Here is a 23,401-nt window from a genome sequence, read left to right as displayed (position 1 = left end):
TTGGAATTGATGAGGTTAGTGTTCCCCACCGATGAGGCTGGTGTCCGGCACCGATGAACGCCCCGTTCCCCACCGATGAGGAGAGGGCGCGGCACCGGGGAAATAAATTATTGTAGTCGGAATGTAATAGGAAGGGTGTATTCTACGGCAACAGCTTGTCCTCGTTGCAGTCCCGGTTCCCATTTCGGCATATTACTTACTACGCGCATGGCTTCTGTATCGAGTGACGGAGATACACTGCGCAATACTTTTGCATTAGAAATGCTGCCGTCTTGCCCGATGACCATCTGAATGATGACTCTGCCTTGTTGCTTTTTCTCTTGTGCAATAACAGGATATTTGATACTTCTGGCAAGATATTGCATTAGGCCTCTTGTTCCGCCGGGGAATTTAGGCATCGTTTCCACTACCTTAAAAGTTGTCTCTTCATTATCTGTTTTTACGCCTACTGCATCGGGAGTTGAATCTTCTTTAGGACCATAACCCACTACGACAACTTCTTCCAAATCAGATTGTTTTATTTCTTCAGCTTTCGGAGTTTCAGGCCCGGTTAGTCTGAACATAACAGGAACTGTAAATCTGACATTTACTGCTTCTCCTCTTTGTTTACCCGGCTTCCATTTGGGCATTGTAGAGATTACACGTTCTGCTTCTTTATCAAGAGAAGGAGCTACGCTTCGGGCTACTTTTGTATCAGCGATACTTCCGTCTTTCTTAACCGTGAAACTAACGATTACACGTCCTTGTATGCCAGCTTTGTGTGCTTCAGCCGGGTATTTGACATTCTTCGAAAGGTATTCCATGAGTCCTTGAACTCCGCCCGGGAAATCCGGCATTTCTTCTACTACTTCAAATACGATAGAATCGGGCACACTTTTGCTGTGAGTTTCGGATGCTTCTTTTACTTTCTTATCCTGTGGGACAGTTATCTTTTGAATCTCTTCAGCAGGCAGTTCGGGGAGGGTTGCAATCTCAAGTTCCGGAGCTACGACTTGTGTCGTTGTCTGTCCCATTACTTCTTTGGCGAATTTCTCTGTGGTACGTGCTACCATTTCGATGTTGCTGACAATCATCAACAGGGCAGCCAAGGGGAGAAACATAAGATACTTTGTTCTCCCTATTTCTTTTGTTCTTCGTTTATTCATCATTTTAATACGATTTTTGAGTGGTAAAACATTGAAACTATTTGATAAATTTGCTGCAGCCTTGTGATGTGCCAGTCCCAACAAATGGTACTGGTATGATTTACTGTCATGTCCCGTCTCCAATACCCGGTGATCCGCCATGTATTCGAGATTTCCTCTGACTTCCCGTTTCATCAGCCAAATAAAAGGGTTGAACCAGCAGAATGTGCACATTAGTTCACTGATTAACACATCTACCGAATGATGTTGACGGGCATGTGTTTCTTCGTGAGTAATGATTTCACCGATTTCGGACTCTGTATGTGACTGTGGATGAATGAATATCCAATGGAAGAAAGAGAACGGGCCGTTTTCTTTCTTTAAAAGATGTACGCGTACTCCTTGCATAGTGCTTTTTGGGCACTGGATATGTAGCCGTATAATACTGCCTAATTGCACAAGGAAACGTGTCGCTAATAACAATACTCCACTCCAATAGATGATTTTCATAAAGAGTATGATTAGCTCTTGCCAGTTCATCGTTGGCTCTTGCAGTGGAGTGATGGTCTGCTCCGGAAGTATAATTGTTGCATAAAGATCTGCCATTGCCACCATTGGTTCATGGGCTTTTATCCATCCTTGAATGTTCAACAAAGGATAAAGCAAGGAGATGGCAAAAAAGCATAGCAAAGCTGTCCGACGCCAATGGAAGAAGGTGTCTTTATAGAAAAACAACCGATAGAATGCGTAGAATAGGACTATTGCTACATTTATCTTTAGAAAATAGGCTAATTCCGGAGTCATAGTAATGAATATTTTCTATTAATCTTCTTTTCCTTTTTCAATCAGGTCGATGATATCTTTGAGATCATCGGTCGAAATCTTTTGGTCTTTTGCAAAGAAAGAAACCATTTCTTTGTAAGAGTTCTCAAAATAGTTACGAACTACGCCGCTCATAAAATGGCGTTTATACTCATTTTCGCGAATTGCGGGAGTGTACTGGTAAGTATTACCCACACGTTTCGATGTGACGTATCCCTTCCGTTCGAGGTTCTTCACGATGGATGCTACTGTGGTGTACGGCGGAGCAGGTTGCGTATATTTCGCTACGATGTCCTTTACGAAACAGTTTTGTAACTCCCAAATGTAGATCATTACTTCTTCTTCTTGTATTGTTAACTTTTCCATGGAGATATTGTTTAATTACGAATACTTCGCAAATCTACGAATATTTCGTAAACAAGCAATAGCTAGTCGGTTAATAAATGTAAATGCATAATATTTGCAAGAATATTTTAATTGTCTATCTGTCCTGAAAATAGTTGAGCATAAAAAACGAATGGATGGGCACAATTTTTGCCTAAATAGTCACTGTTTAATAACATTTATGCTAAAAATAGACTATCAAGGACTTTTTTATATAAAATAAATGAAATATATTTGCGGACACGAAACAGACGTTAAATATGAACAGTGTGTTCCGATACGCTGGTAAAGTTCGGAAAATTCCCCGCACTAGACAATGGAACTATTTAATTAACAATGCTGACCGAAGGGAAGAGGGAGGCAAATTAAAAAATTAATGATATGAAAAAAGGTTTGATTTTTGTGCTATTCGCACTTGTTTCTATCGTTTCTTATTCTCAGATTTCTTGGAATGCCAAAGTAGGTATGAATATGAGTAACTTTACCGGTGATGCTGATACTGACATGAGAATTGGATTTAATGTCGGTGTTGGTATGGAATATCAGTTCACCGATATGTGGTCTATTCAACCATCTTTGATGTTTACTCAAAAAGGAGCTAAAATGGATGATTTGAAAGCCAATCCTATGTATTTGGAAATCCCTGTAATGGCTGCTGCAAGATTTGCAATTGCTGATAATCAGAATATTGTGGTAAAAGCAGGTCCTTATTTCGGATTTGGTATTGCTGGTAAGTATAAAATTGGCAATGAAAAGACTGATTTCTTCAAAGATCTTAAAGATGAAGATGGCGAAGTCTTGATGGAAGGAGCAAAGAAATTTGATGCTGGTCTTGGCGTAGGTGTTGCCTATGAAATCAACAAATTCTTTATTGATCTGACTGGAGAATTTGGTTTAGCTAAAATTTATGATGGTGACGGTGCTCCGAAAAACATGAACTTCTCTATCGGTGTAGGTTACAAATTCTAATAGAATTATACTCTCTTTATAATATCTCTTTAAAAATCCCTCGTCCTATACTCTCTTTGGACGGGGGATTTTTTTATCCTTCTTTCCGAAAAAGAAAAAACGGCATACCTTAATAATAAGAATATACCGTTCGCTTCTCTCTCTTGTGTTATATCTGTCAATCACTTACCTGCTTTGATAAGTTTTCTTTCTCTTTTAGTTCTTTATATCTCTCTATGGCATGTTTGCGACTCATAAGTATTTGCCAGCGATATACCCAGCAGGTAGTAAGGAAATAGACACCCGCCTGTAACCACAAAGCTTTATATTCAAAAGCCACTTCACTCAAAGTTGCTCCCATATTATTGATTTTTACAAAACCATTGATGCCGAAAGTAGACGGGAATATGTAAGATACATACTTCCAAAACGGAGGAATTGCGGCCCCTGGCCAGGAAATTCCTGATATAAATAGCAAAGGAACGGATGTGAATACAAAAATCAGCATACACGTTTCCCGATTACGAATGGCAATGGACGTTGTCATGGCAAAGAAAATACAAGCCGCCAAATAAGGAACAACGAATAATACTAATGAACCGGGTTGTCCGATTTGGTTGAGACTGAATAGTCGTGGTACGATATATAGCACATAGAAAGCCACTAATACATAAACCATAAAATAACTCAGTCCTTTTCCGAGTACGATACGCAATGTACCGTTATAATGCCGGTTGATGGGTACGAGGTCTTTGAACCGGTTATTTTCACGGGCTGTTCCGGCAGCAAGACCGATGCCGAGCAGTAATGTCTGCTGAATGATTAATACCAGTACCGCAGGAATCAGGAAAGCGGCGAATCCGGCAGTAGGATTGAATATTGAAATCTCCTCATATTCTATCGGATAAGCAGTTATCTCATCCTGCCGGTCAGTCGTATTACCGCTACGGGCAATCTTAATATCCTGATTCATATTCAATGAAACGGCTGTGTTGGCTATCAGCATGGACTTATAATAAAGTAATCCGCTCATATCACAATAGATGCTGACTTGTGTCTGCTTTCCTTTTGCGATATTATCACTGAAATCCGAAGGAATGTAAATGATGCCGTACGCACGTCTGTTCTTCAGCATTTGCTTGGCTTCTTCCATATCGGCACAATAAGATACGATTTGAATATCGGGCGTAGCATCTACTTTCCGAAGATATTCACGACTCAAAGAGGAATGAGAATCATCCACAACAACGGCGGGAACTTCTCGCACCACTTCGTTGTCATAGATAAAGCTGTATAGCAATGGATAACCTAGCGGGACGAGTATGAAGAATATCAGTACCCCCTGGTCGCGGAAAGTTGTCTGAAACTCCCGCTTCCAGATATAAAACAGGTCATTGATGCCTTGGGCTATCTTATCTTTTAATTTTATATCTTTCATTTAGGGTATGTATTTATAGTAAACCAATGCTTCTTTCAGGCGGTGAACCACAAAGAAAGGAAGCATCATGAATATTAATAAGGCCATATAGTTACTCCATGAGTAAGCCATGCTATATCCGTTGAGCGCCTGATCTACATAAATCAGGAAATAATGACGCAGCGGAAACAGATTGCTCAAAGCCTGCAAAACAGGATGCATCGCCATCACCGGAAACGAGAAACCGGAGATAGAAAACGATATGACACCCCATAACGAAGCAAAGCTTAGTCCGAGCCGCAGGGTGGGCAGAGTCCCTATCATGAGAATTCCGCAACACTGTGATGCCAGTACAAGGCAGAGCGTGGCGAATATCATGGGAAAGATACCGCTATTGCACGGAAAATGTAGGAAACCATATAAGTATACATTATAAAATATACCCATAATGAAAAAGATTACCGTGTGCGGAAGTAACTTCCCTGCCAATGCTATATAAATAGAATTATTACTCATGCGCAACCATTCACGGGCAGTGCGATCTTTGATTTCTACGCCGATAGAATAAACGGTGACCATGAATATAAGCAGCATGAGTACTCCCGGTATCAGCGTATTGCATAGATATACCGAATAGTTCAGCCAAGGATTATTCAATGGATGCGTATCTATCACGATAGGTTGCAGAAATCCCATCGCCTGATCTTCCGTGGCTCCTTTGGCATATAACGTGGTACGTGTGGCAGAGCCGGCTGTCAGTTCCCCCATCATTTTCATATCCCTGAAAAGCAGGGAACCCGCAATCAGATATGAATAGTTGGTATAGAAAGAAATCTTAGGCTGCCGCTGGCTTTGTGCTTCCGCAGATAAGCCTTTGGGAATATAAAAGAACCCGTAGATTTTTCCTTCCTGTACGGCGATGCGTGCATCCGTAACATTACTGTAATGGGCAACGACACCCGTCTGCGAAAAAGCATCCAGGTTGCGCACGATATTGCGGGATGTAGACGAATCATCCATATCTACCACACCGGCAGGAAGATCCTTCGGCAGTCCCGAATCCATTAAAGTAGTGAAGAAGATATAGCAGAAAAGTGGGGCTATGACCATGCAGAAGAGGTAGAGCGGTCGTGATACCAACCGCCGACATTCTCGTTGCATGACCTGCCACAATGCTATATATTTCTTTTCTCTCTCTTTCATGATTACTTATCGATGACAACTGACATACCCGGACGAAGATTCTCTACTTTTTCCATCGGAGATGCTTTCACTTCGAATGTTTTCAGATCAAACTGACCGGTCGTCTTAGTAGCCTTCCAAGCTGCGTAACTACCCAAGTCCTTCATATAATACACTTTGAGTTTGACCGTTTTATTATCCAAAGCTGGAACGATTGCTTCAAATTCAGTCCCCATAGTCAGGTTTTTAAGCAGGTCTTCGCGTACATTGAATGTTATCCACATATCATTCAGTTCGGCAATATTCATGATAGGTGCACCGGTACCTACCAATTCACCAACCTTTGGGAAAATCTCTGAAACCTCTCCGGCTGCCGGAGCGATAAGATAAGTCTCTTTGATGTAAGATTCGACCTCGGCCACGGCTCCTTTCGCACGGTTGACAAGGGCTTCTGCAGCCATTTTGTCTTCACGTTCAGCTCCGTTCTTTGCCATTGTATATTGCGCTTTTGCTGCTTTCTCGGTAGCGATAGCGGCATCCCGTTGTGCAGTTACTTCGTCCAGCTTTTGTGCAGGCATCACTCCCTGTTCATACAAGTTTTTCACTCTTTTGTATGACTTCTCAGCAATGGTGACTCCGGCTTGTGCTTTCTGCCACATTTCATAAGCGGCCTGAATCTGTTCCTGGCGTGCCCCTTTGATAGCTTTTTCGTTTTGTGCCTGTGCGGCAGCTTCGGCGGCACGTGCCTGTTCCATCTTTGCCACTACATCCGGCGCTTCCAGGATAGCCAGTGTATCGCCGGCATTGACCTGCTGTCCTTCTTTCACGCGAAATTCCAGAATACGTCCCGGAACTTTACTTGAGACACGATATTCGGTAACTTCTGCCTGTCCCTGAATGATTTCAGGTCCTTTGCGAAGCATGAAAAAACCAACGACTGCAACGATTGCAATAACTCCGAGTAAAGTAAGAAATGCCAGCAGCATATTGCTGTTTTGTGATTTAGTAGGTGCCATATGATTATGAATTATTTCAAAGTTCCTAATGATTTCTTTAGATAAATTTCTGTCAACTTCACGTCTATTTGAGCATCAATCTTCTCCGATTGAGCAGATAGCCAGGCTGTTTGCGCTTCGAGAACATTACTGGTGGCAATTACGCCCTCTTTAAAGCCCAATGTCGCATAGCGAAGGTTCTCTTCCGCCTTCTCCATATTCTTGGAAGCCATCACCAGCTTTTTACCGGCTTCGTTCACCTTGAACGCTGCCTGATTAACCTGCAATTCGATTTTTTCTCTGGCATCTTCCAGTTGATATTGCGCGATTTTTGCTTCAGCTTTGGCAGACCTTGTTTTGTAAATACCTTCGCCCCAATGCCAGATAGGTATTTGTACCATTACTCCGACATTCCACATTCCTTTGAACTTATTTTCGAAACTGTTGAAGACAGAAGGATTCGTGACCATATAATTTCCCATTAATGCAATAGAAGGAAGATGTTCGGAACGGGTGACATTCACTTTCTGTTTGTAGATTTGCGTAGCCAGTTCCAGACTGCGTATCTCCGGCCGATTGGCATAGGCGGTTGACATATCGAAATGAGTCTCCGGTGCTAATAAGGGAATGTCATCCATATTCTCGTCTGTCAGAGTGACGGGAGAGCTAAGATCAAGCCCACATAGTTGACACAACAACATTCGGGCAAGGCTTAATCCGTCCTCTACTTTTGTCAGTGTCATTTCCGCTTCATTCACCTTGACGCGCACGGATAAACCGTCTGCTTTAGTAGCTACTCCTTCGGCAATCATCTTTTCCACATCGCTGTCCAACTGTTGCAGAAGTTTCAAATATCCTTCGGCCAACTTTTTCTTATTGACTAATGAAATAACTTGCCAATAAGCCTGGTCGGTGCTCATGATAACTTCCTGCATGCCGCCTTGATGTTGCTGGCGTGCCAGTTCTTCGGCGTATTGCGTTATCTTGTTGTAAGCGCGGATTTTTCCACCCATATAGAGTGGTTGTGTCAGTGTGACAGCTCCGGCGTACACGTTTCTTGTGTCCGTGCGGAGTGCATCTACCAGGGAACTTCCGGCATTGTTAAAGGCAGAAGTCAGGCTCGCTCCTAATTCAGGGATTTTAGAAGCAAGATCCGGATGTAACTGCGCAATGATTCCGCCGGCTTGCTCCAATGGGCCTGCCAGACTGGTCCCCAATCCCGAAAGTGCAGCTTTCTGATCGGCATTCAATAAAGAAAACTCTTTTTGATTTCTCATGTAAGCTCCAGTTGCCGAGAAGCTGGGCAAGTAATTGGTAAATGCGGCTTTTCGCTGATAATGGGCAGCATTTATCTTTTCATTGCTTATCAACAGGTCTTTATTGTTGGCAAGGGCTAAAGCGCGGCAACTATCCAAGCTCAGTATAGTTTGCGCTTTTACTATAAAAGTCAGGTTTAACAGAATTGTCAGGAGAAATAGTTTTTTCATCGCATCTTGCATATTAATAAGGTGATACTTCTATTTAAATAACCCTGTTCTTATGTAATTTGTTTATTGAAGTAGTCTGTTTTTTTGTACTTGTTAGCTTAAACAATAATTGCATAAACAACGATGCAAATGTATACGCTTTCTGTGAAAATGCAAAAAGAATTAGCTTTTTTTAAAAATATAACAAGATAAGCGGGGGAGATGAAAAGAAAGAAGGCTGTCCTTTCATGATGAAGGACAGCCTTTCCTAATATATAAATGTAAGGGGATTTGCTGTTTTAATTACAGAGCACCAACTTCTTTCAAAGCAGCGTTAGTTCCGTGTACAGCTTTTGCGCTAGCTGCGAACTTAGCTTTTTCGTCTTCGTTCAGGTCAAGTTCAACGATCTTTTCGATACCGTTCTTGCCAAGGATTACAGGAACACCGATGCAAAGGTCAGATTCGCCGTATTCGCCTTCCAGGAATACTGAACAAGGAATCATCTTCTTTTGGTCGTGAAGGATAGATTCAACAACGAATGCTCCTGCTGCACCCGGTGCATACCATGCAGAAGTACCCAGCAATTTAGTCAGAGTAGCACCACCTACCATAGTAGCAGCAGCAACTTCTTCCAACTTCTCAGCAGAGATAAAGTTAGTTACAGGCATACCTTTGTAAGTAGCGAAGCGAGTCAACGGAATCATGGTAGTATCACCGTGACCACCGATAACCATACCTTCTACCTCGTTAGCGTTGCATCCCAAAGCTTGAGACAAGAAATATTTGAAGCGAGAGCTATCCAAAGCGCCACCCATACCGATGATACGGTTTTTCGGCAAGCCCAAAGATTTCAATGACAGGTAAGTCATTGTATCCATCGGGTTAGAAATTACAACAAGGATAGCGTTAGGAGAATATTTCAAGATGTTCTGTGCTACCGATTTAACGATACCAGCGTTTACACCGATCAGTTCTTCACGAGTCATACCCGGCTTGCGAGGAATACCTGAAGTAATCACAACAACGTCAGAGTCAGCAGTCTGAGCATAGTCGTTCGTGCAGCCTACTATTGTAGTGTCGAAACCCAGCAATTGAGCTGTCTGCATCATATCCATTGCTTTACCTTCTGATACGCCTTCTTTAACGTCCAGCATTACTACTTCGTCTGCTACTTCATTAAAAGCAAGTACATTTGCACATGTAGCACCTACGTTACCTGCGCCTACTACGGTTACTTTTGACATAATACTATATATTTAAAAAGTTGATAATTTGTTTCATCTATTTTGCGCGACAAAATTACAACGATAATCCTAATTAAAGAAATTTTTCCGTAATAATTTTAGTTAAAGGTCGAAGTAATCAGAATCTACAGATAAGATAACGAATTCCGGCCGGAATAAGCATTACTTCACCGGATGAATATAATAAGTTCTATCTCTGAAGAAAATAAGATTCAAGTATGCATGAATTAGTTCGTCGGACTATACTCGTTCTTTCGAAGGACTATAGTTCTTCGAAAGAAACACTATAGCCAATCTTTCGTAGGACTATAGTCCGACGAATTAATTTGTGCACTGAAAGATGTTAAGTGCCGCATTAAATCAAATTGATTGTAGTACATAAACCTGATGTCGCCTGGTAGGAGTGAAGTCTATTGACTTGCCCTGATAAACTGGTTAATAAATTAAAATTGTATGGTTTGGTCGAGAGTTTTTCTAAAACTCTCGACTTTTCTGCTTGACTTCTGTTGTGAAATGATTACTTTTGCGCACGTTATCAATTCACAACTGAAACTATGAGTAAAAAAAGTCTTCTTATTGCAGCCGTAGCTATTTTGGTAATAGCGATTATTGGCATTACCTATTTACTGTTTACAGAAAAACAAGCTAACAAGGAGTTAGTACAGGAATTTCAACTGGACAAGGAAGAACTGGAAACTGAATATACTCGTTTTGCACAGCAATATGATGAGTTGAAGATGACGATATCTAACGACTCTTTATCCCAACTGCTGGATCAGGAACAATTGAAAACACAGCGCTTGCTGGAAGAACTCCGCACGGTGAAAAGCTCGAATGCTACGGAAATCCGTCGCTTGAAGAAGGAACTGGCTACTCTGCGTAAAGTTATGATTGGGTATATCAATCAGATTGATTCATTGAATAAACTGACTGCCCAGCAGAAACAACAAATCGCGGAAGTAACGCAAAAATATAACCAGGCTTCACAACAAATCAGCAATCTTTCCGAAGAAAAGAAGAATCTGAATCAGAAAGTGACACTAGCAGCCCAACTCGATGCAACCAATATCCGTATCGAACCCCGCAACAAGCGTGGTAAAGTAGCGAAGAAGGTGAAAGATGTAGTGAAACTGGCTATCAGCTTTACAGTCGTAAAGAATATAACTGCTGAAAACGGTGAACGCACCATCTATATACGTATCACCAAACCGGATAACGATGCATTGACTAAGAGTGCCTCCAATACTTTCCCTTATGAGAACCGTACACTGACCTATTCTATCAAGAAGTATATCGAATACAATGGTGAAGAACAGAATGTGAATGTATTTTGGGATGTGGAAGAGTTTCTGTATGCCGGAAACTACAGGGTTGATATCTTTGAAGGTGGTAATCTGATTGGCTCGCAGTCGTTTACCTTGGATTAAAAAGTTGCTCTGTAGAGCATAGTAATATGCTTTTATATGCTTTTTGTTGAAAGAAAAGATTAACTTTGTTGATCTAAAACGGCATATATATGAAAAAACACAATTTACTACTATTAGTGTCGTTGCTATTTTGGGTAGCTACAGCTATGACTTGCGATGACGAGGACTACGAATCCATAGCGATTCAGTGTGTTGCAAAAGACATTACACTTCATCATTGGAACAATGCAGGCGAATTTCCCGTAGAGGCTATTGAAGCAAAAATACCCAAAGAGGCTTATATTCTGGACGTCTGCGTCTGGGCAGAAATCGCAGATGATGAATCAAACTCTAACAGAGACAATTTCTATGCTTTTAATGTGTTATCTGACAACATTAAAAAGGTTAGTATCTTCACAGACATAGATTTTAATGAAAAGTATCCGGCAGGTGCTGAGGTTACTTCTTGCTTTTCTGATTATCCAAAAGCTATGGCGGGTTATCAGAAGACTGACGACACTGCTCATGGAGAGGACATACTGTATGAAAGAATACATAAAGCATTGTTGACAACTCCACAACCTGGAGAATATCGTTTTCGTGTAGTGTTGACTTTGGAAAGCGGGGAGACTATTGAACAGGTGAGTGAACCGGTTACTTTGTATTAAATAGGAGAACGGCTATGAAGAATTTCTATTTGCCCATATTGTTATTCCTTTGTATCTGTTCTGTGACCGAAGCACAGGAAAGGCGATTATTACATCATACCAAAGAACGAAGTAACCTGATTCTAATAAGTACAGGAGTGGGAATGAACTTTGATTTTTTACATACCGGAGGAGAGAATGCACTTACTGCTTTGGCAGACAGAAAGACTGGATTTCCTGTTATTGATTTCCGTTTGGAGCATTTCTTTTCTAAAAGATGGGGGTGGTTTGCTGATATAAAGTTAGGAATCCCTTTGAGATATAGCAGAAATTATGGTTCGGAATTGGCAAAATCATTGGAAGCGGATTATTATGTGGATAATTTTGCATTTGAGAGAGAAAGACCGGGAGTGAGTCCTTGTATGGCGACGGGAGTTGCTTACCGGATTGAAAATTCACGTTGGGCCATCTATCCTCGACTGGGGATTGGTGTAAATAATGTTAGTTACCAATCTGTTTATCTTGATTTGAAGAAAAAGGGAGGCAATGAATTGTATACAATCAGGTACGATGCCGATAATGATTATGGAGAAAGCAACATGGATGTCTTTATCCTTTCAGTAGGAATGAGTGTGAATTATAAATTGGCCAAATACTGTTACCTGGTCTTCAATGCCGCTTTTGCGCAACCAATAGGGAAGCGATCCTCAATTGAATATCAAAAGAAAGATCTTTATACAAACGAAATAGTAGAACGTCGACTTTATAAAGCCAATACACTTGGACGTGATATAAATATTAGCCTTGGCGTAGGAATTCCTATTTATTTTGGAAGAGGAATCAAAACGGGGAAGGGTGGAACTACAAGAAAAGAGAGAATGCGGGGAATCATGGAACAGAAACGCGAGTCCTATGGGCTATTCCCTACAACAAAAAAGAAGATTATCCGAAGATAGGATTCAGAGGCTAAGTATAAGATTTGTGCCACCGTGGTGGCACGACCGTGCCAACGTGATGGCATAACTGTGCCATAGGCATGGCACTGCTGTGCCAATACGGTGGCAAAGTTGCGGCAAAAAGAAGAACTACCTCCTGCCGTCTGCTCCCCACATCATTTTACTGCGAAGCGTATCGAAAAAGATGTGATTGAAACGTTTTACCACTTGCACACTATAGTCAGCCCGGCGTATAGTGAGTTGAGTCGTTTCCTTGCAGGTTTCGCTGCTGCCGTCAATGGCAACCAGGAAGTTATGGCTACGGCTTTCTACATCTAATGTGATTTCCCAATCATCGCGTATTACGATAGGGCGAACGTTGAGGCTATGCGGAGCTACGGGAGTGATGGCGATGGTATTGGAATGAGGGACGATAATTGGGCCACCCACGCTTAGGGAGTAAGCGGTTGAACCGGTTGGCGTAGCAATCACCAGTCCGTCGGCTTGGTACGTGTTCAGGAAAGCCCCATTGATAGCGGTTCGGATACTAATCATGGAAGAACTGTCCCGTTTGAGAACGGCAATCTCATTTAAGGCGTATGGGGATGCTTGCAGATGAGTATCGTCGCAGATCAGTTGAAGTACACTCCGCTCTTCTACACTATATCTTCCCGCTTTGATTTCGTTGAATGTTTCTTCCATTTCTTCGGGAGAGATATCGGCAAGAAATCCCAAACGTCCTGTGTTAATGCCAAGAATAGGAATCCCCTTTCTGCCTACCCGGCGGGCAGCTTTCAGAAAAGTTCCATCCCCACCGATACTGATTACCATGTCGGCTGTAAAATCATCACCATCAAATAATTGGTCGGCTTCGATTTCCATATGTTCTGAAATCAGGAATTGATAGAACTCCCTGCATACACAGACTTCTGCTCCTTGTTTTTTTAATAACCGGAACAGGTTAGCGGCATGAGAGGACTTTTTAGCCTGATAAGTATTTCCGAAAATGGCAAATTTCATAAGTGATATTGTTAGTTCAGGTTGCAAATTTGGCATTTTTTTCCGAGATAGCCAATCGGTTTGTCAATATTCGGTTTGATAGTAGAATGAAAGTGGACGAAAACTAGGGTGTACATTCTCTTAATATAATAGGCTATAATTCTAATATAATGATTTGCATAGTATCACAAACTCGCGTCCTACTCTCCTAAAAGTAGCATCTACCTCTTCTTGAGAGTAACCTTGTGTACGAAGGGCTTTCATATGAGCCATGAAGTTGACAAGTTCAGTTTTTATAGTGCCGTCTTCATTGTCAAAACAGTACCGAAGCTCTATTCCTGTTTCCTTATGAATACCTGCACTCTTTTCAATGTCGAATGTCCATCCGGCGATTACACTATTATAGGTCATGATTCGTTCTTTTTTTAGTGCCGGACAATCTTCGAACAACTCATCATTTAGTGAAATGTTTCGATAAAGAAAGACGACATCTTCTAGTTGTGTGCATCCACGGAAGGCATGATCTCCGATTTGGATAACCGATTTGGGCAAAATAATCTCTTTCAAGTTGCTACATCCCTGAAAGGCCGATTTTCCAATGGAACATACCCCTTCCGGTATTTTTATATATTCAAGACTGGTGACATCAGCGAAAGCTGAATCTAAAATCGTTGCTACGCCATCGGGAACGTAATAGCTATTGAGTTTTTTGGGTGCTTTAAGCAGTATCCTTCTATCAGGAGTGTATTCTACGCCCGAATCATCGGTTACTACATCGAAGGTCAGTTCGTATTCTGTCATTAATTGATATAAATACCTATCTATCAATATGCGTGATAATTCTTCTCTCAAATTCTGCATACGTTCATTGCCTTCCGGATATGAAGCTTGTTGGAGTGAGTCCAAGACTTCTGTCATAGTATTCATCCCTATGTCAGACAGCGATAAATGTGCTTTTTCTATTATTGGGACGAGTTCCGAAAAAATATCTTTTCCTAAAAATAAATGAGTGAACTGCTTATCTTTTTCATTCAGAATATCATAAATAGAATTGACCGTAATTTGCAGTTTCTCTAGTTCCATCTTTTTGACAATAGAAAAAAAGTAAGAAAGGCAATCGTTTGATTTTATTTGTAACTGTTGTAGATAATAGTCGGATAAAGTGGAAGCATATGTATCGAAAATCTTTTTCCCTTTGAAGGAGCGGGTGATGATATTCAGGTTTTTCCATTGTTGTGTCAATGCTTCGATTTCAGGCATTGTGTTTTCTTCCATCCTTTTTTGTGTTTCGCAACTATAGGCATAGATTTCCTGCACTTTGTTTTTGCAATATAAACTAAGGCGCTCAACGAGCAGCCGGATGCTTTCTAAAGGATGCTTTTCATTAGCCCATTGCGCAAACAGCCAATTATCAATTTCATTACGTCTATTGATGATATATTTCATCTTATAATCCTTGCAAAACCTGTGGATTCCTTTCTTTTTGTATTGGTCACGGAAATAGCTTTCGCATGCAGCATGAAATTCATTAATGAGGCATGCTTTGTTTTTATACATTTGAATAGCCTCTTCTTTGAAGTACTGAAATGCTTTCAGGCAATCATTGGCAGGAGAGAATGATAAACCATTATTGTCGTAATCGGGAAAGGGTAATTGGCTATCGTCCACGCTAATGGCTGACAGGTTCTCACGTAGAATCTTGTCTATATCGGCAATCGAAAGCTTCGTCTCTTCTTTTTCATATAAAAGTGATTGTGAACCACTGTTTATAATCACTTGCAAGATAATACAGTTTACCATATTGTCTATTTTGACCTTGATATTGCCATTGCCTTGATCCATACGCTTTTAAATTTAGAACTAACAAAATGAAAGTATACAAATGTATACTTTTTCTATGATAAAATAAGTCTTTTGATGACTTTAATATCATTTCCCCAAGTATGCTTTACCTTAATTTATGAGTGGAAAAGCAGAAAAACTTTTCCAATTCTACTTTAAATAACCAAAAAAGAACCTATAATGCGTTTCGTATTATTAGGCAACTAATAATAATATTTGTATTTTTGCGGCAAATATTACGTAGAACCATGACTAAATTAAGTGTAAACATAAACAAGATAGCTACGCTGAGAAACGCACGCGGTGGAAATGTACCCGATGTTGTAAAGGTAGCGCTTGATTGTGAATCTTTTGGAGCGGACGGTATTACTGTTCATCCTCGTCCCGACGAACGCCACATTCGTCGTTCGGATGTATATGATTTGCGTCCTTTGTTGCGGACAGAATTTAATATCGAAGGTTATCCGTCGCCGGATTTTATAGACTTGGTATTGAAAGTAAAACCGCATCAGGTAACTTTAGTACCCGATGATCCTTCACAGATAACTTCCAATTCCGGCTGGGATACCAAAGCGAATCTGGAATTTCTGACCGAAGTTCTCGACCAGTTCAACAGTGCAGGTATCCGTACTTCTGTTTTCGTAGCTGCCGACCCTGAAATGGTGGAATATGCAGCGAAAGCAGGTGCCGACCGTGTGGAACTGTACACGGAACCCTATGCAACGGACTATCCGAAGAATCCGGAAGCGGCCATCGCTCCTTTTATCGAAGCAGCCAAAACGGCTCGCAAACTGGGTATCGGCTTGAATGCCGGACATGACTTGAGCCTTGTAAATTTAAGCTATTTCTATAAAAACATTCCTTGGGTGGACGAAGTTTCTATCGGTCATGCATTGATTAGCGATGCGCTGTATTTAGGACTGGAACGTACCATTCAGGAATATAAAAACTGTCTACGCTGATGAATGCAATGATTTTGTTAGCCCAAGGGGCTATGAATATGGCCGACTCGCTGGCTACTGCCAATCCTGTTCTGACAGAGGTGAACGCTCCTGAAATGAACATGCTTGATATGGCTATCAAGGGTGGTTGGATTATGATTGTGCTGGGTGTGCTGTCCGTAGTCTGCTTCTATATCCTTTTCGAACGTAACTATATGATTCGTAAGGCAGGAAAAGAAGACCCCATGTTTATGGAACGCATCAAGGATTATATTCATAGTGGTGAAATCAAAGCGGCCATCAACTACTGCCGTACAATGAACACGCCTTCGGCTCGTATGATAGAAAAAGGTATCAGCCGCCTGGGACGTCCTATTAATGATGTGCAGGCCGCCATCGAGAATGTCGGTAACATCGAAGTGGCGAAACTGGAAAAAGGACTGACTGTGATGGCAACCATCTCCGGTGGTGCTCCGATGCTCGGATTCCTCGGTACGGTGACAGGTATGGTACGTGCATTCTACGAAATGGCGAATGCGGGTAGCGGAAATATAGATATTACACTGCTTTCCGGCGGTATCTACGAAGCCATGATTACTACAGTCGGTGGTTTGATTGTCGGTATCATTGCCATGTTTGCCTACAACTATCTGGTGATGTTGGTAGACCGCGTGGTGAACAAGATGGAATCTCGCACGATGGAATTCATGGACTTGTTGAACGAGCCCACATAAAGTAATTGCAAACAGCTAATTACCAGCTACCATCAGCTGACTTTAATCACTAATCACTAACCGCTAATCACTAACAAAGTGGGATTAAAAAGAAGAAATAGAGTATCGCCCAATTTCAGTATGGCTTCCATGACGGACGTCATATTCCTGTTGCTGATATTCTTTATGATAACCTCTACTGTGGTGTCGCCCAATGCCATAAAAGTGCTGTTGCCGCAAGGCAAGCAGCAGACTTCGGCCAAACCGCTGACAAGAGTCGTTATCGATAAAGACCTGAATTTCTATGCCGCTTTCGGCAATGAGAAGGAGCAACCATTGGCGTTGAACGAACTGACTCCATTCTTGCAGAGTTGTGCAGAGAAGGAACCTGAAATGTATGTGGCTTTGTATGCGGATGAATCGGTACCTTACCGTGAGATAGTACGCATATTGAACATCGCAAACGAGAATCATTTTAAGATGGTGCTGGCTACACGCCCGCCTGAAAATAAATAGGAACAATGGACAGAAGAAAAAAGGGTGAATATATAGGAGCGCTGGGTGCACTGTTGGTGCACGTGGCAGTGATTGCTCTTTTGATTCTGGTGAGCTTTACTGTCCCCCAGCCGGACGAAGACGCAGGCGGAGTGCCTGTGATGATGGGAAATGTGGAATCGGCACGCGGCTTTGACGACCCTTCACTGGTAGATGTAGATGTACTGGATGAAGATGCGGCAGCTCCCGCGGAGACAGTGCCCGAACTTCCTTCCGAACAAGATTTGCTGACACAGACCGAAGAAGAAACGGTCACTTTGAAACCGAAAACGGAAGAACCAAAAAAAGAAACGGTGAAACCGAAAGAAGTGACCAAACCGAAAGAACCGGTGAAAAAGCCTGAAAAAACAGAAGCAGAGAAAGCTGCCGAAGCCAAACGGCTCGCCGAAGAGAAGGCGGAACGTGAGCGCAAGGCTGCCGAAGAAGCTGCCAGAAAGAGAGTTTCCGGTGCTTTTGGAAAGGGAGCACAAATGGAAGGAAACAAAGGAACATCGGCCAGTGGTACCGGAACCGAAGGTAGTAAAGAAGGCAATTCTTCTACCGGAGCCAAAACTGGAACGGGTGGCTATGGAACATTTGACCTCGGCGGACGTTCTTTAGGTACGGGCAGTTTGCCAAAACCTGCATATAATGTACAGGAAGAGGGACGTGTCGTAGTGAATATTACCGTAAATCCTGCGGGACAGGTAATCTCGACCGGCATTAATCCCCAGACAAATACTGTAAGTTCAGCATTGCGGAAAGCCGCCGAAGATGCGGCGAAGAAAGCTCGCTTTAATACAGTGGAAGGAGTGACAAACCAAACGGGAACAATCACTTATTATTTTAATTTGAGATAGAGTATCATTAACCAAAAAATAGATAGCATTATGGGAACTGTATACGCTTTTTTTGCAGATGGTTTTGAAGAAATCGAAGCCTTTACTACTATTGACACGTTGAGACGTGCCGGAATGAATGTAGAAATCGTATCCGTTACACCGGATGAAATTGTAGTCGGAGCACATGACGTGTCCATCCTTTGTGACATCAACTTTGATAATTGCGATTTCTTTGATGCTGAACTTTTGTTCTTGCCGGGTGGAATGCCGGGAGCCGCTACGCTCGATAAGCACGAAGGGTTGCGTAAGTTAATCCTTAACTTTGCGGAAAAGGGCAAGCCTATCGCTGCCATTTGCGCAGCTCCGATGGTGCTGGGTAAACTGGGACTGCTGAAAGGCAAGAAAGCTACCTGCTATCCTAGCTTCGAGCAATATCTGGATGGCGCTGAATGTGTGAATGAACACGTAGTGCGTGACGGAAATATCATCACAGGTATGGGACCGGGCGCTGCCATGGAATTTGCTTTGACTATTGTTGACCTGCTGGCAGGTAAAGAAAAAGTAGACGAGCTGGTAGAAGCGATGTGCGTTAAACGCTAAACTGTCCATGAAGAAATCTGTCATTATTGTCGCCGGTGGAAAGGGCTTGCGAATGGGAAGTGAGCTTCCGAAACAATTCCTTCCTATCGGTGATAAACCTGTGTTGATGCATACGCTGGAAGTTTTCCGGAAATATGACGCTACACTTCAGATTATACTAGTGCTTCCAAAAGAGCAACAGGACTTTTGGAAACAACTCTGCAAGGAACATGGTTTTGCCGTGAAACACCTCATTGCCAATGGCGGTGAAACACGTTTCCATTCCGTAAAGAATGGGCTGGCATTGGTGCAGGCTCCCGGACTGGTGGGAGTGCATGATGGTGTCCGTCCGTTTGTCTCGGTAGACGTGATAAGCCGTTGCTATGATTTGGCAAAAGAGCAGAAAGCGGTGATTCCGGTGATTGACGTAGTAGAGACATTGCGCCATTTGACGGATAGCGGAAGTGAAACAGTCAGCCGTAATGACTATAAATTGGTGCAAACCCCGCAAGTCTTTGATGTAGAACTGCTGAAACAGGCTTATGCGCAGGAGTTTACTCCGTTCTTTACAGACGATGCTTCAGTGGTAGAAGCAATGGGTGTACCTGTATATCTTGCAGAAGGTAACCGTGAAAATATAAAAATAACAACTCCTTTCGACCTGAAAGTAGGGAGTGCTCTGTTGTAAATGTTCGATTTAGTCACACGCGACATAAAATTTATCTCCGGTGTAGGGCCGCAGAAGGCTGCTGTATTAAATAAGGAGTTGGAAATCTACTCTTTGCATGATTTAATTTATTACTTCCCTTACAAATACGTTGACCGGAGCCGCATCTATTACATTCACGAAATAGATGGCAATATGCCGTATATCCAGTTGAAAGGAGAAATACTGGGTTTCGAAACCATTGGCGAAGGACGTCAACGACGCCTGACTGCCCATTTCTCGGATGGAACAGGAGTTGTGGATTTAGTGTGGTTTCAAGGAATCAAGTATATCTTAGGTAAATATAAACTTCACGAAGAATATATCATCTTCGGCAAACCGACTGTTTTCAACGGACGCATCAATGTAGCCCATCCTGATATAGACAAGGCGGATGAACTGAAACTTTCTTCCGTAGGTCTGCAACCTTATTATAATACGACGGAGAAAATGAAACGCAGTTTCCTCAATTCTCATGCAATAGAGAAGATGATGGCAACTGTGATTCAGCAGCTACAAGAACCTTTGCCCGAAACGCTCTCTCCCAAGTTATTGGCAGAGCATCATCTGATGCCGTTGACGGAAGCCCTCCGGAATATTCACTTCCCGACCAATCCCGACTTGCTTCGCCGGGCACAGTATCGCCTTAAATTCGAGGAACTGTTTTATGTGCAACTCAATATCCTTCGATATGCCAAAGACAGACAAAGGAGATATCGTGGCTATATCTTCGAAAAGGTGGGCGATGTGTTCAATACATTTTATACAAAGAACCTTCCTTTCCAACTTACAGGTGCGCAGAAACGAGTCTTGAAAGAGATACGTAATGACGTAGGCAGCGGGCGGCAGATGAACCGTCTTTTGCAGGGAGATGTAGGAAGTGGAAAAACACTGGTCGCCTTGATGAGTATGTTGCTTGCTTTGGATAATGGCTATCAGGCATGTATGATGGCTCCTACCGAAATCCTGGCAAATCAGCACTATGAGACCATCAAAGAACTGCTTTTCGGGATGGACATCCGTGTCGAGCTGCTGACCGGTTCCATCAAAGGAAAAAAACGAGAAGCCATCCTTACCGGACTACTGAACGGAGACGTGAATATCCTGATAGGAACGCACGCCGTTATTGAAGATACTGTCAACTTCTCCTCGCTGGGCTTTGTCGTTATAGACGAGCAACACCGTTTCGGCGTGGCTCAACGCGCCCGTCTTTGGAGTAAGAATAATCAACCTCCACACATGCTTGTGATGACCGCGACTCCCATTCCCCGTACATTGGCAATGACACTATACGGTGACCTGGATGTATCCGTAATAGACGAACTTCCTCCCGGGCGAAAACCAATTACTACTGTTCACCAGTTTGATAATCGTCGGGAAAGTATGTATCGCTCCGTGCAGAAACAAATAGACGAAGGACGCCAGGTTTACATCGTTTATCCTTTAATAAAGGAGAGCGAAAAGATTGATTTAAAGAACCTTGAAGAAGGTTATCAGCATATCCTGGAAGAATTTCCCAAATGTACGGTGTGCAAAGTACATGGCAAAATGAAATCTGCTGAGAAAGACGAGCAGATGCAACTTTTCATTTCGGGAAAAGCGCAGATAATGGTAGCTACCACGGTAATTGAAGTAGGAGTGAACGTACCGAATGCTTCGGTGATGATTATAGAAAATGCCGAACGTTTCGGACTGTCGCAGTTGCATCAGTTGCGCGGTCGGGTAGGGCGTGGCGCCGACCAGTCTTATTGTATCCTGGTGACCAATTATAAACTGACCGAGGACACCCGGAAACGACTGGAAATTATGGTGCGCACCAATGACGGCTTTGAAATAGCCGAAGCGGATTTAAAACTTCGTGGCCCCGGTGACCTTGAGGGGACACAGCAAAGCGGTGTCGCTTTCGATTTGAAGATTGCCGATATAGCCCGTGACGGACAACTGCTGCAATATGTCCGTACCATAGCCGAAGGAATTGTGGAACAAGACCCCACAGCACAGAATCCGGAGAACGAAATTCTGTGGCGGCAACTCAAATCCCTGCGGAAAACGAATGTTAACTGGGCTGCCATTAGTTGAAAAACGGTTAAACATACGGTTTATTTGCGTAAATGTGTTGCATAACATATTTGGTCTCTATCTCTCCTATTTATAGGGGATTAAGGGCTGATTTCTTCTCCCTTTTGTCGCTAACCATCTGAAAAATAGTTAATAACTCTCTTGCTGTTTCAAAGGAAAATACTACCTTTGGGGGAATTTTTTTAGTAAATGTATCGTTTAACCAATTGAAAAGTCGAGTATTATGCTTGAAAAAACGCTGGTCATTTTAAAACCATGTACCCTTCAACGGGGATTGATTGGTGAGATAACTCATCGTTTCGAACGTAAAGGATTACGGTTGGCCGGCATGAAGATGATGCAACTGACTGATGAATTACTAAGCGAACATTATGCCCATCTCAGTGGCAAAGAATTCTTTCAACGTGTGAAAGATTCCATGATGACAGCTCCTGTTATCGTTTGTTGTTTTGAGGGTGTGGATGCTATTCAAACAGTCCGTACGTTGGCGGGACCGACTAATGGACGTCTGGCTGCTCCGGGAACCATTCGTGGGGATTACAGTATGAGCTTTCAAGAAAATATAGTTCATGCTTCTGATTCTCCGGAAACCGCAGCTATTGAATTAATGAGATTTTTTAAACCGGAAGAAATATTCGAGTACAAACAGGCGACTTTTGACTACCTGTATGCAAACGACGAATATTAAATGAATTGACAAAGAACGAATGAATTTCAATTGCATTATTAAAACTGGATTGGTAGCCGTAGCGGCTATGGTTAGTCTGAGCTCTTTCTCTCAAGACCTGATTGCTCGCCAAGCACCGATAGACAAGAAATTAAAATCTGTAGACTCTTTGGCCTTGCAAAAGCAAATCCGCGCCGAACAGTCCGAATATCCCGCCCTAAGTCTTTATCCTAACTGGAACAACCAGTATGTACACGCTTACGGAAATGCTATTATCCCCGAAACTTACACTATCGACCTGACAGGCTTCCATATGCCGACTCCGAGTACGAGAATTACTTCGCCTTTCGGCCCTCGTTGGAGAAGAATGCATAATGGTCTGGACTTGAAAGTGAACATCGGCGATACTATCGTTGCCGCATTCGACGGTAAAGTACGCGTTGTGAAATATGAACGCAGAGGATATGGAAAGTATGTCGTAATTCGTCACGACAATGGATTGGAAACTGTCTACGGACACTTGTCAAAACAGTTAGTTGAAAACGACCAGTTGGTGAAAGCCGGCGAACCGATCGGTTTGGGTGGTAATACAGGACGTTCTACTGGTTCACATCTTCATTTTGAAACCCGTTTCCTGGGAATTGCAATCAACCCGATTTATATGTTTGACTTCCCGAAGCAAGATATCGTTGCCGATACTTATACGTTCAGGAAGACACAAGGCGTGAAACGCGCAGGCTCACATGATACTCAGGTGGCTGACGGCGCAGTGCGCTATTATAAGGTTAAAAGTGGCGACTCTCTTTCACGCATTGCAAAGAAAACAGGCGTTACTATTTCTACACTTTGTAAGTTGAACCGTATTACAACTAAGACTATCTTACGTCCGAATCAGGTTTTGCGTTGTTCATAAAAGACACTTGCTTAT

Annotated in this window: 22 protein-coding genes; 13 read left to right on the top strand and 9 right to left on the bottom strand. The window is 42.4% G+C overall.

Annotated features, from left to right (window positions below):
• Positions 1–107 precede the first annotated feature (107 nt).
• Together HC965_RS15150 and HC965_RS15145 are read right to left on the bottom strand one after the other, a co-directional pair.
• Positions 108–1,928 (bottom strand): M56 family metallopeptidase, encoded by a 1,821-nt coding sequence (locus HC965_RS15150; protein ID WP_191032246.1) that lies wholly within the window; start codon positions 1,926–1,928, stop codon positions 108–110.
• An 18-nt stretch (positions 1,929–1,946) separates the two neighbouring features.
• On the bottom strand, positions 1,947–2,312 hold the full coding sequence (locus tag HC965_RS15145) for a BlaI/MecI/CopY family transcriptional regulator (RefSeq protein ID WP_191032245.1): 366 nt from the start codon (positions 2,310–2,312) through the stop codon (positions 1,947–1,949).
• A 399-nt stretch (positions 2,313–2,711) separates the two neighbouring features.
• Between HC965_RS15145 and HC965_RS15140 the strand changes: the two genes are divergently transcribed.
• The gene (locus tag HC965_RS15140) at positions 2,712–3,299 is read left to right on the top strand and encodes a porin family protein (protein WP_191032244.1); all 588 of its coding nucleotides are present in this window, start codon (positions 2,712–2,714) and stop codon (positions 3,297–3,299) included.
• Between the two features lie 157 nt (positions 3,300–3,456).
• Here HC965_RS15140 and HC965_RS15135 read toward each other — a convergent pair whose 3' ends face one another.
• The 5 genes from HC965_RS15135 to mdh form a co-directional block, all read right to left on the bottom strand.
• Complete coding sequence (locus tag HC965_RS15135; protein ID WP_191032243.1) at positions 3,457–4,716, bottom strand: ABC transporter permease; 1,260 nt, start codon at positions 4,714–4,716, stop codon at positions 3,457–3,459.
• Entirely contained in the window at positions 4,717–5,898 is a 1,182-nt protein-coding gene (locus HC965_RS15130) for an ABC transporter permease (protein ID WP_022136492.1), read from the bottom strand.
• A 2-nt stretch (positions 5,899–5,900) separates the two neighbouring features.
• Complete coding sequence (locus HC965_RS15125) at positions 5,901–6,893, bottom strand: HlyD family secretion protein (protein WP_191032242.1); 993 nt, start codon at positions 6,891–6,893, stop codon at positions 5,901–5,903.
• Positions 6,894–6,904: 11 nt separating this feature from the next.
• Entirely contained in the window at positions 6,905–8,359 is a 1,455-nt protein-coding gene (locus HC965_RS15120; RefSeq protein WP_191032241.1) for a TolC family protein, read from the bottom strand.
• 282 nt (positions 8,360–8,641) lie between these two features.
• Positions 8,642–9,583: a malate dehydrogenase gene (gene mdh, locus HC965_RS15115; protein ID WP_167962060.1), complete on the bottom strand. Its 942-nt coding sequence runs from the start codon at positions 9,581–9,583 to the stop codon at positions 8,642–8,644.
• Positions 9,584–10,137: 554 nt separating this feature from the next.
• Between mdh and HC965_RS15110 the strand changes: the two genes are divergently transcribed.
• From HC965_RS15110 to HC965_RS15100, 3 genes are all read left to right on the top strand, one after another.
• Positions 10,138–11,010: a hypothetical protein gene (locus tag HC965_RS15110; RefSeq protein ID WP_191032240.1), complete on the top strand. Its 873-nt coding sequence runs from the start codon at positions 10,138–10,140 to the stop codon at positions 11,008–11,010.
• A gap of 89 nt (positions 11,011–11,099) precedes the next feature.
• Complete coding sequence (locus HC965_RS15105; RefSeq protein WP_223854904.1) at positions 11,100–11,657, top strand: DUF5034 domain-containing protein; 558 nt, start codon at positions 11,100–11,102, stop codon at positions 11,655–11,657.
• 14 nt (positions 11,658–11,671) lie between these two features.
• Entirely contained in the window at positions 11,672–12,592 is a 921-nt protein-coding gene (locus tag HC965_RS15100; protein ID WP_191032239.1) for a hypothetical protein, read from the top strand.
• Positions 12,593–12,721: 129 nt separating this feature from the next.
• On the opposite strand, the gene HC965_RS15095 is transcribed toward HC965_RS15100, so the two are convergent.
• Complete coding sequence (locus HC965_RS15095) at positions 12,722–13,591, bottom strand: NAD kinase (protein ID WP_191032238.1); 870 nt, start codon at positions 13,589–13,591, stop codon at positions 12,722–12,724.
• Positions 13,592–13,732: 141 nt separating this feature from the next.
• Entirely contained in the window at positions 13,733–15,412 is a 1,680-nt protein-coding gene (locus HC965_RS15090) for a leucine-rich repeat domain-containing protein (RefSeq protein WP_191032237.1), read from the bottom strand.
• A 248-nt stretch (positions 15,413–15,660) separates the two neighbouring features.
• Between HC965_RS15090 and HC965_RS15085 the strand changes: the two genes are divergently transcribed.
• The 9 genes from HC965_RS15085 (at position 15,661) to HC965_RS15045 (ending at position 23,386) form a co-directional block, all read left to right on the top strand.
• Positions 15,661–16,374 carry a pyridoxine 5'-phosphate synthase gene (locus HC965_RS15085; RefSeq protein ID WP_191032236.1) on the top strand — a complete coding sequence of 238 codons (714 nt, stop codon included), beginning with the start codon at positions 15,661–15,663 and terminating at the stop codon, positions 16,372–16,374.
• Positions 16,374–17,087, top strand: coding sequence for a MotA/TolQ/ExbB proton channel family protein (locus tag HC965_RS15080; RefSeq protein WP_022137725.1), 714 nt, complete (start codon positions 16,374–16,376; stop codon positions 17,085–17,087). Before HC965_RS15085 ends, HC965_RS15080 begins: the two co-directional genes overlap by 1 nt.
• Before the next feature lie 78 nt (positions 17,088–17,165).
• The gene (locus HC965_RS15075) at positions 17,166–17,582 is read left to right on the top strand and encodes a biopolymer transporter ExbD (protein ID WP_191032235.1); all 417 of its coding nucleotides are present in this window, start codon (positions 17,166–17,168) and stop codon (positions 17,580–17,582) included.
• A gap of 5 nt (positions 17,583–17,587) precedes the next feature.
• Complete coding sequence (locus HC965_RS15070) at positions 17,588–18,460, top strand: cell envelope integrity protein TolA (protein ID WP_191032234.1); 873 nt, start codon at positions 17,588–17,590, stop codon at positions 18,458–18,460.
• A gap of 30 nt (positions 18,461–18,490) precedes the next feature.
• Positions 18,491–19,042 (top strand): DJ-1 family glyoxalase III, encoded by a 552-nt coding sequence (locus tag HC965_RS15065; protein WP_167962169.1) that lies wholly within the window; start codon positions 18,491–18,493, stop codon positions 19,040–19,042.
• A 7-nt stretch (positions 19,043–19,049) separates the two neighbouring features.
• Positions 19,050–19,709, top strand: a complete 660-nt coding sequence (locus HC965_RS15060; RefSeq protein ID WP_191032233.1) for a 2-C-methyl-D-erythritol 4-phosphate cytidylyltransferase — start codon at positions 19,050–19,052, stop codon at positions 19,707–19,709.
• Complete coding sequence (gene recG, locus HC965_RS15055) at positions 19,710–21,806, top strand: ATP-dependent DNA helicase RecG (protein WP_191032232.1); 2,097 nt, start codon at positions 19,710–19,712, stop codon at positions 21,804–21,806.
• Between the two features lie 223 nt (positions 21,807–22,029).
• A complete protein-coding gene (ndk, locus tag HC965_RS15050; RefSeq protein ID WP_044653644.1) occupies positions 22,030–22,494 on the top strand; it encodes a nucleoside-diphosphate kinase in 465 nt (154 codons plus the stop codon).
• Positions 22,495–22,513: 19 nt separating this feature from the next.
• On the top strand, positions 22,514–23,386 hold the full coding sequence (locus HC965_RS15045) for a peptidoglycan DD-metalloendopeptidase family protein (RefSeq protein ID WP_191032231.1): 873 nt from the start codon (positions 22,514–22,516) through the stop codon (positions 23,384–23,386).
• Positions 23,387–23,401: the final 15 nt, after the last annotated feature.

The organism is Bacteroides sp. GM023 (assembly GCF_014750685.1).
Classification (GTDB): domain Bacteria; phylum Bacteroidota; class Bacteroidia; order Bacteroidales; family Bacteroidaceae; genus Bacteroides.
The sequence above is the reverse complement of the archived record's forward strand: the minus strand, read 5'-3'. Positions and strand labels throughout refer to the sequence as shown.

Excerpts from the sequence above, each read along its gene's own strand:
- HC965_RS15150 (WP_191032246.1), bottom strand. The coding sequence starts at position 1,928 with ATGACTCCGGAATTAGCCTATTTTCTAAAGATAAATGTAGCAATAGTC.
- HC965_RS15145 (WP_191032245.1), bottom strand. The coding sequence starts at position 2,312 with ATGGAAAAGTTAACAATACAAGAAGAAGAAGTAATGATCTACATTTGG.
- HC965_RS15140 (WP_191032244.1), top strand. The coding sequence starts at position 2,712 with ATGAAAAAAGGTTTGATTTTTGTGCTATTCGCACTTGTTTCTATCGTT.
- HC965_RS15135 (WP_191032243.1), bottom strand. The coding sequence starts at position 4,716 with ATGAAAGATATAAAATTAAAAGATAAGATAGCCCAAGGCATCAATGAC.
- HC965_RS15130 (WP_022136492.1), bottom strand. The coding sequence starts at position 5,898 with ATGAAAGAGAGAGAAAAGAAATATATAGCATTGTGGCAGGTCATGCAA.
- HC965_RS15125 (WP_191032242.1), bottom strand. The coding sequence starts at position 6,893 with ATGGCACCTACTAAATCACAAAACAGCAATATGCTGCTGGCATTTCTT.
- HC965_RS15120 (WP_191032241.1), bottom strand. The coding sequence starts at position 8,359 with ATGAAAAAACTATTTCTCCTGACAATTCTGTTAAACCTGACTTTTATA.
- mdh (WP_167962060.1), bottom strand. The coding sequence starts at position 9,583 with ATGTCAAAAGTAACCGTAGTAGGCGCAGGTAACGTAGGTGCTACATGT.
- HC965_RS15110 (WP_191032240.1), top strand. The coding sequence starts at position 10,138 with ATGAGTAAAAAAAGTCTTCTTATTGCAGCCGTAGCTATTTTGGTAATA.
- HC965_RS15105 (WP_223854904.1), top strand. The coding sequence starts at position 11,100 with ATGAAAAAACACAATTTACTACTATTAGTGTCGTTGCTATTTTGGGTA.
- HC965_RS15100 (WP_191032239.1), top strand. The coding sequence starts at position 11,672 with ATGAAGAATTTCTATTTGCCCATATTGTTATTCCTTTGTATCTGTTCT.
- HC965_RS15095 (WP_191032238.1), bottom strand. The coding sequence starts at position 13,591 with ATGAAATTTGCCATTTTCGGAAATACTTATCAGGCTAAAAAGTCCTCT.
- HC965_RS15090 (WP_191032237.1), bottom strand. The coding sequence starts at position 15,412 with ATGGATCAAGGCAATGGCAATATCAAGGTCAAAATAGACAATATGGTA.
- HC965_RS15085 (WP_191032236.1), top strand. The coding sequence starts at position 15,661 with ATGACTAAATTAAGTGTAAACATAAACAAGATAGCTACGCTGAGAAAC.
- HC965_RS15080 (WP_022137725.1), top strand. The coding sequence starts at position 16,374 with ATGAATGCAATGATTTTGTTAGCCCAAGGGGCTATGAATATGGCCGAC.
- HC965_RS15070 (WP_191032234.1), top strand. The coding sequence starts at position 17,588 with ATGGACAGAAGAAAAAAGGGTGAATATATAGGAGCGCTGGGTGCACTG.
- HC965_RS15065 (WP_167962169.1), top strand. The coding sequence starts at position 18,491 with ATGGGAACTGTATACGCTTTTTTTGCAGATGGTTTTGAAGAAATCGAA.
- HC965_RS15060 (WP_191032233.1), top strand. The coding sequence starts at position 19,050 with ATGAAGAAATCTGTCATTATTGTCGCCGGTGGAAAGGGCTTGCGAATG.
- recG (WP_191032232.1), top strand. The coding sequence starts at position 19,710 with ATGTTCGATTTAGTCACACGCGACATAAAATTTATCTCCGGTGTAGGG.
- ndk (WP_044653644.1), top strand. The coding sequence starts at position 22,030 with ATGCTTGAAAAAACGCTGGTCATTTTAAAACCATGTACCCTTCAACGG.
- HC965_RS15045 (WP_191032231.1), top strand. The coding sequence starts at position 22,514 with ATGAATTTCAATTGCATTATTAAAACTGGATTGGTAGCCGTAGCGGCT.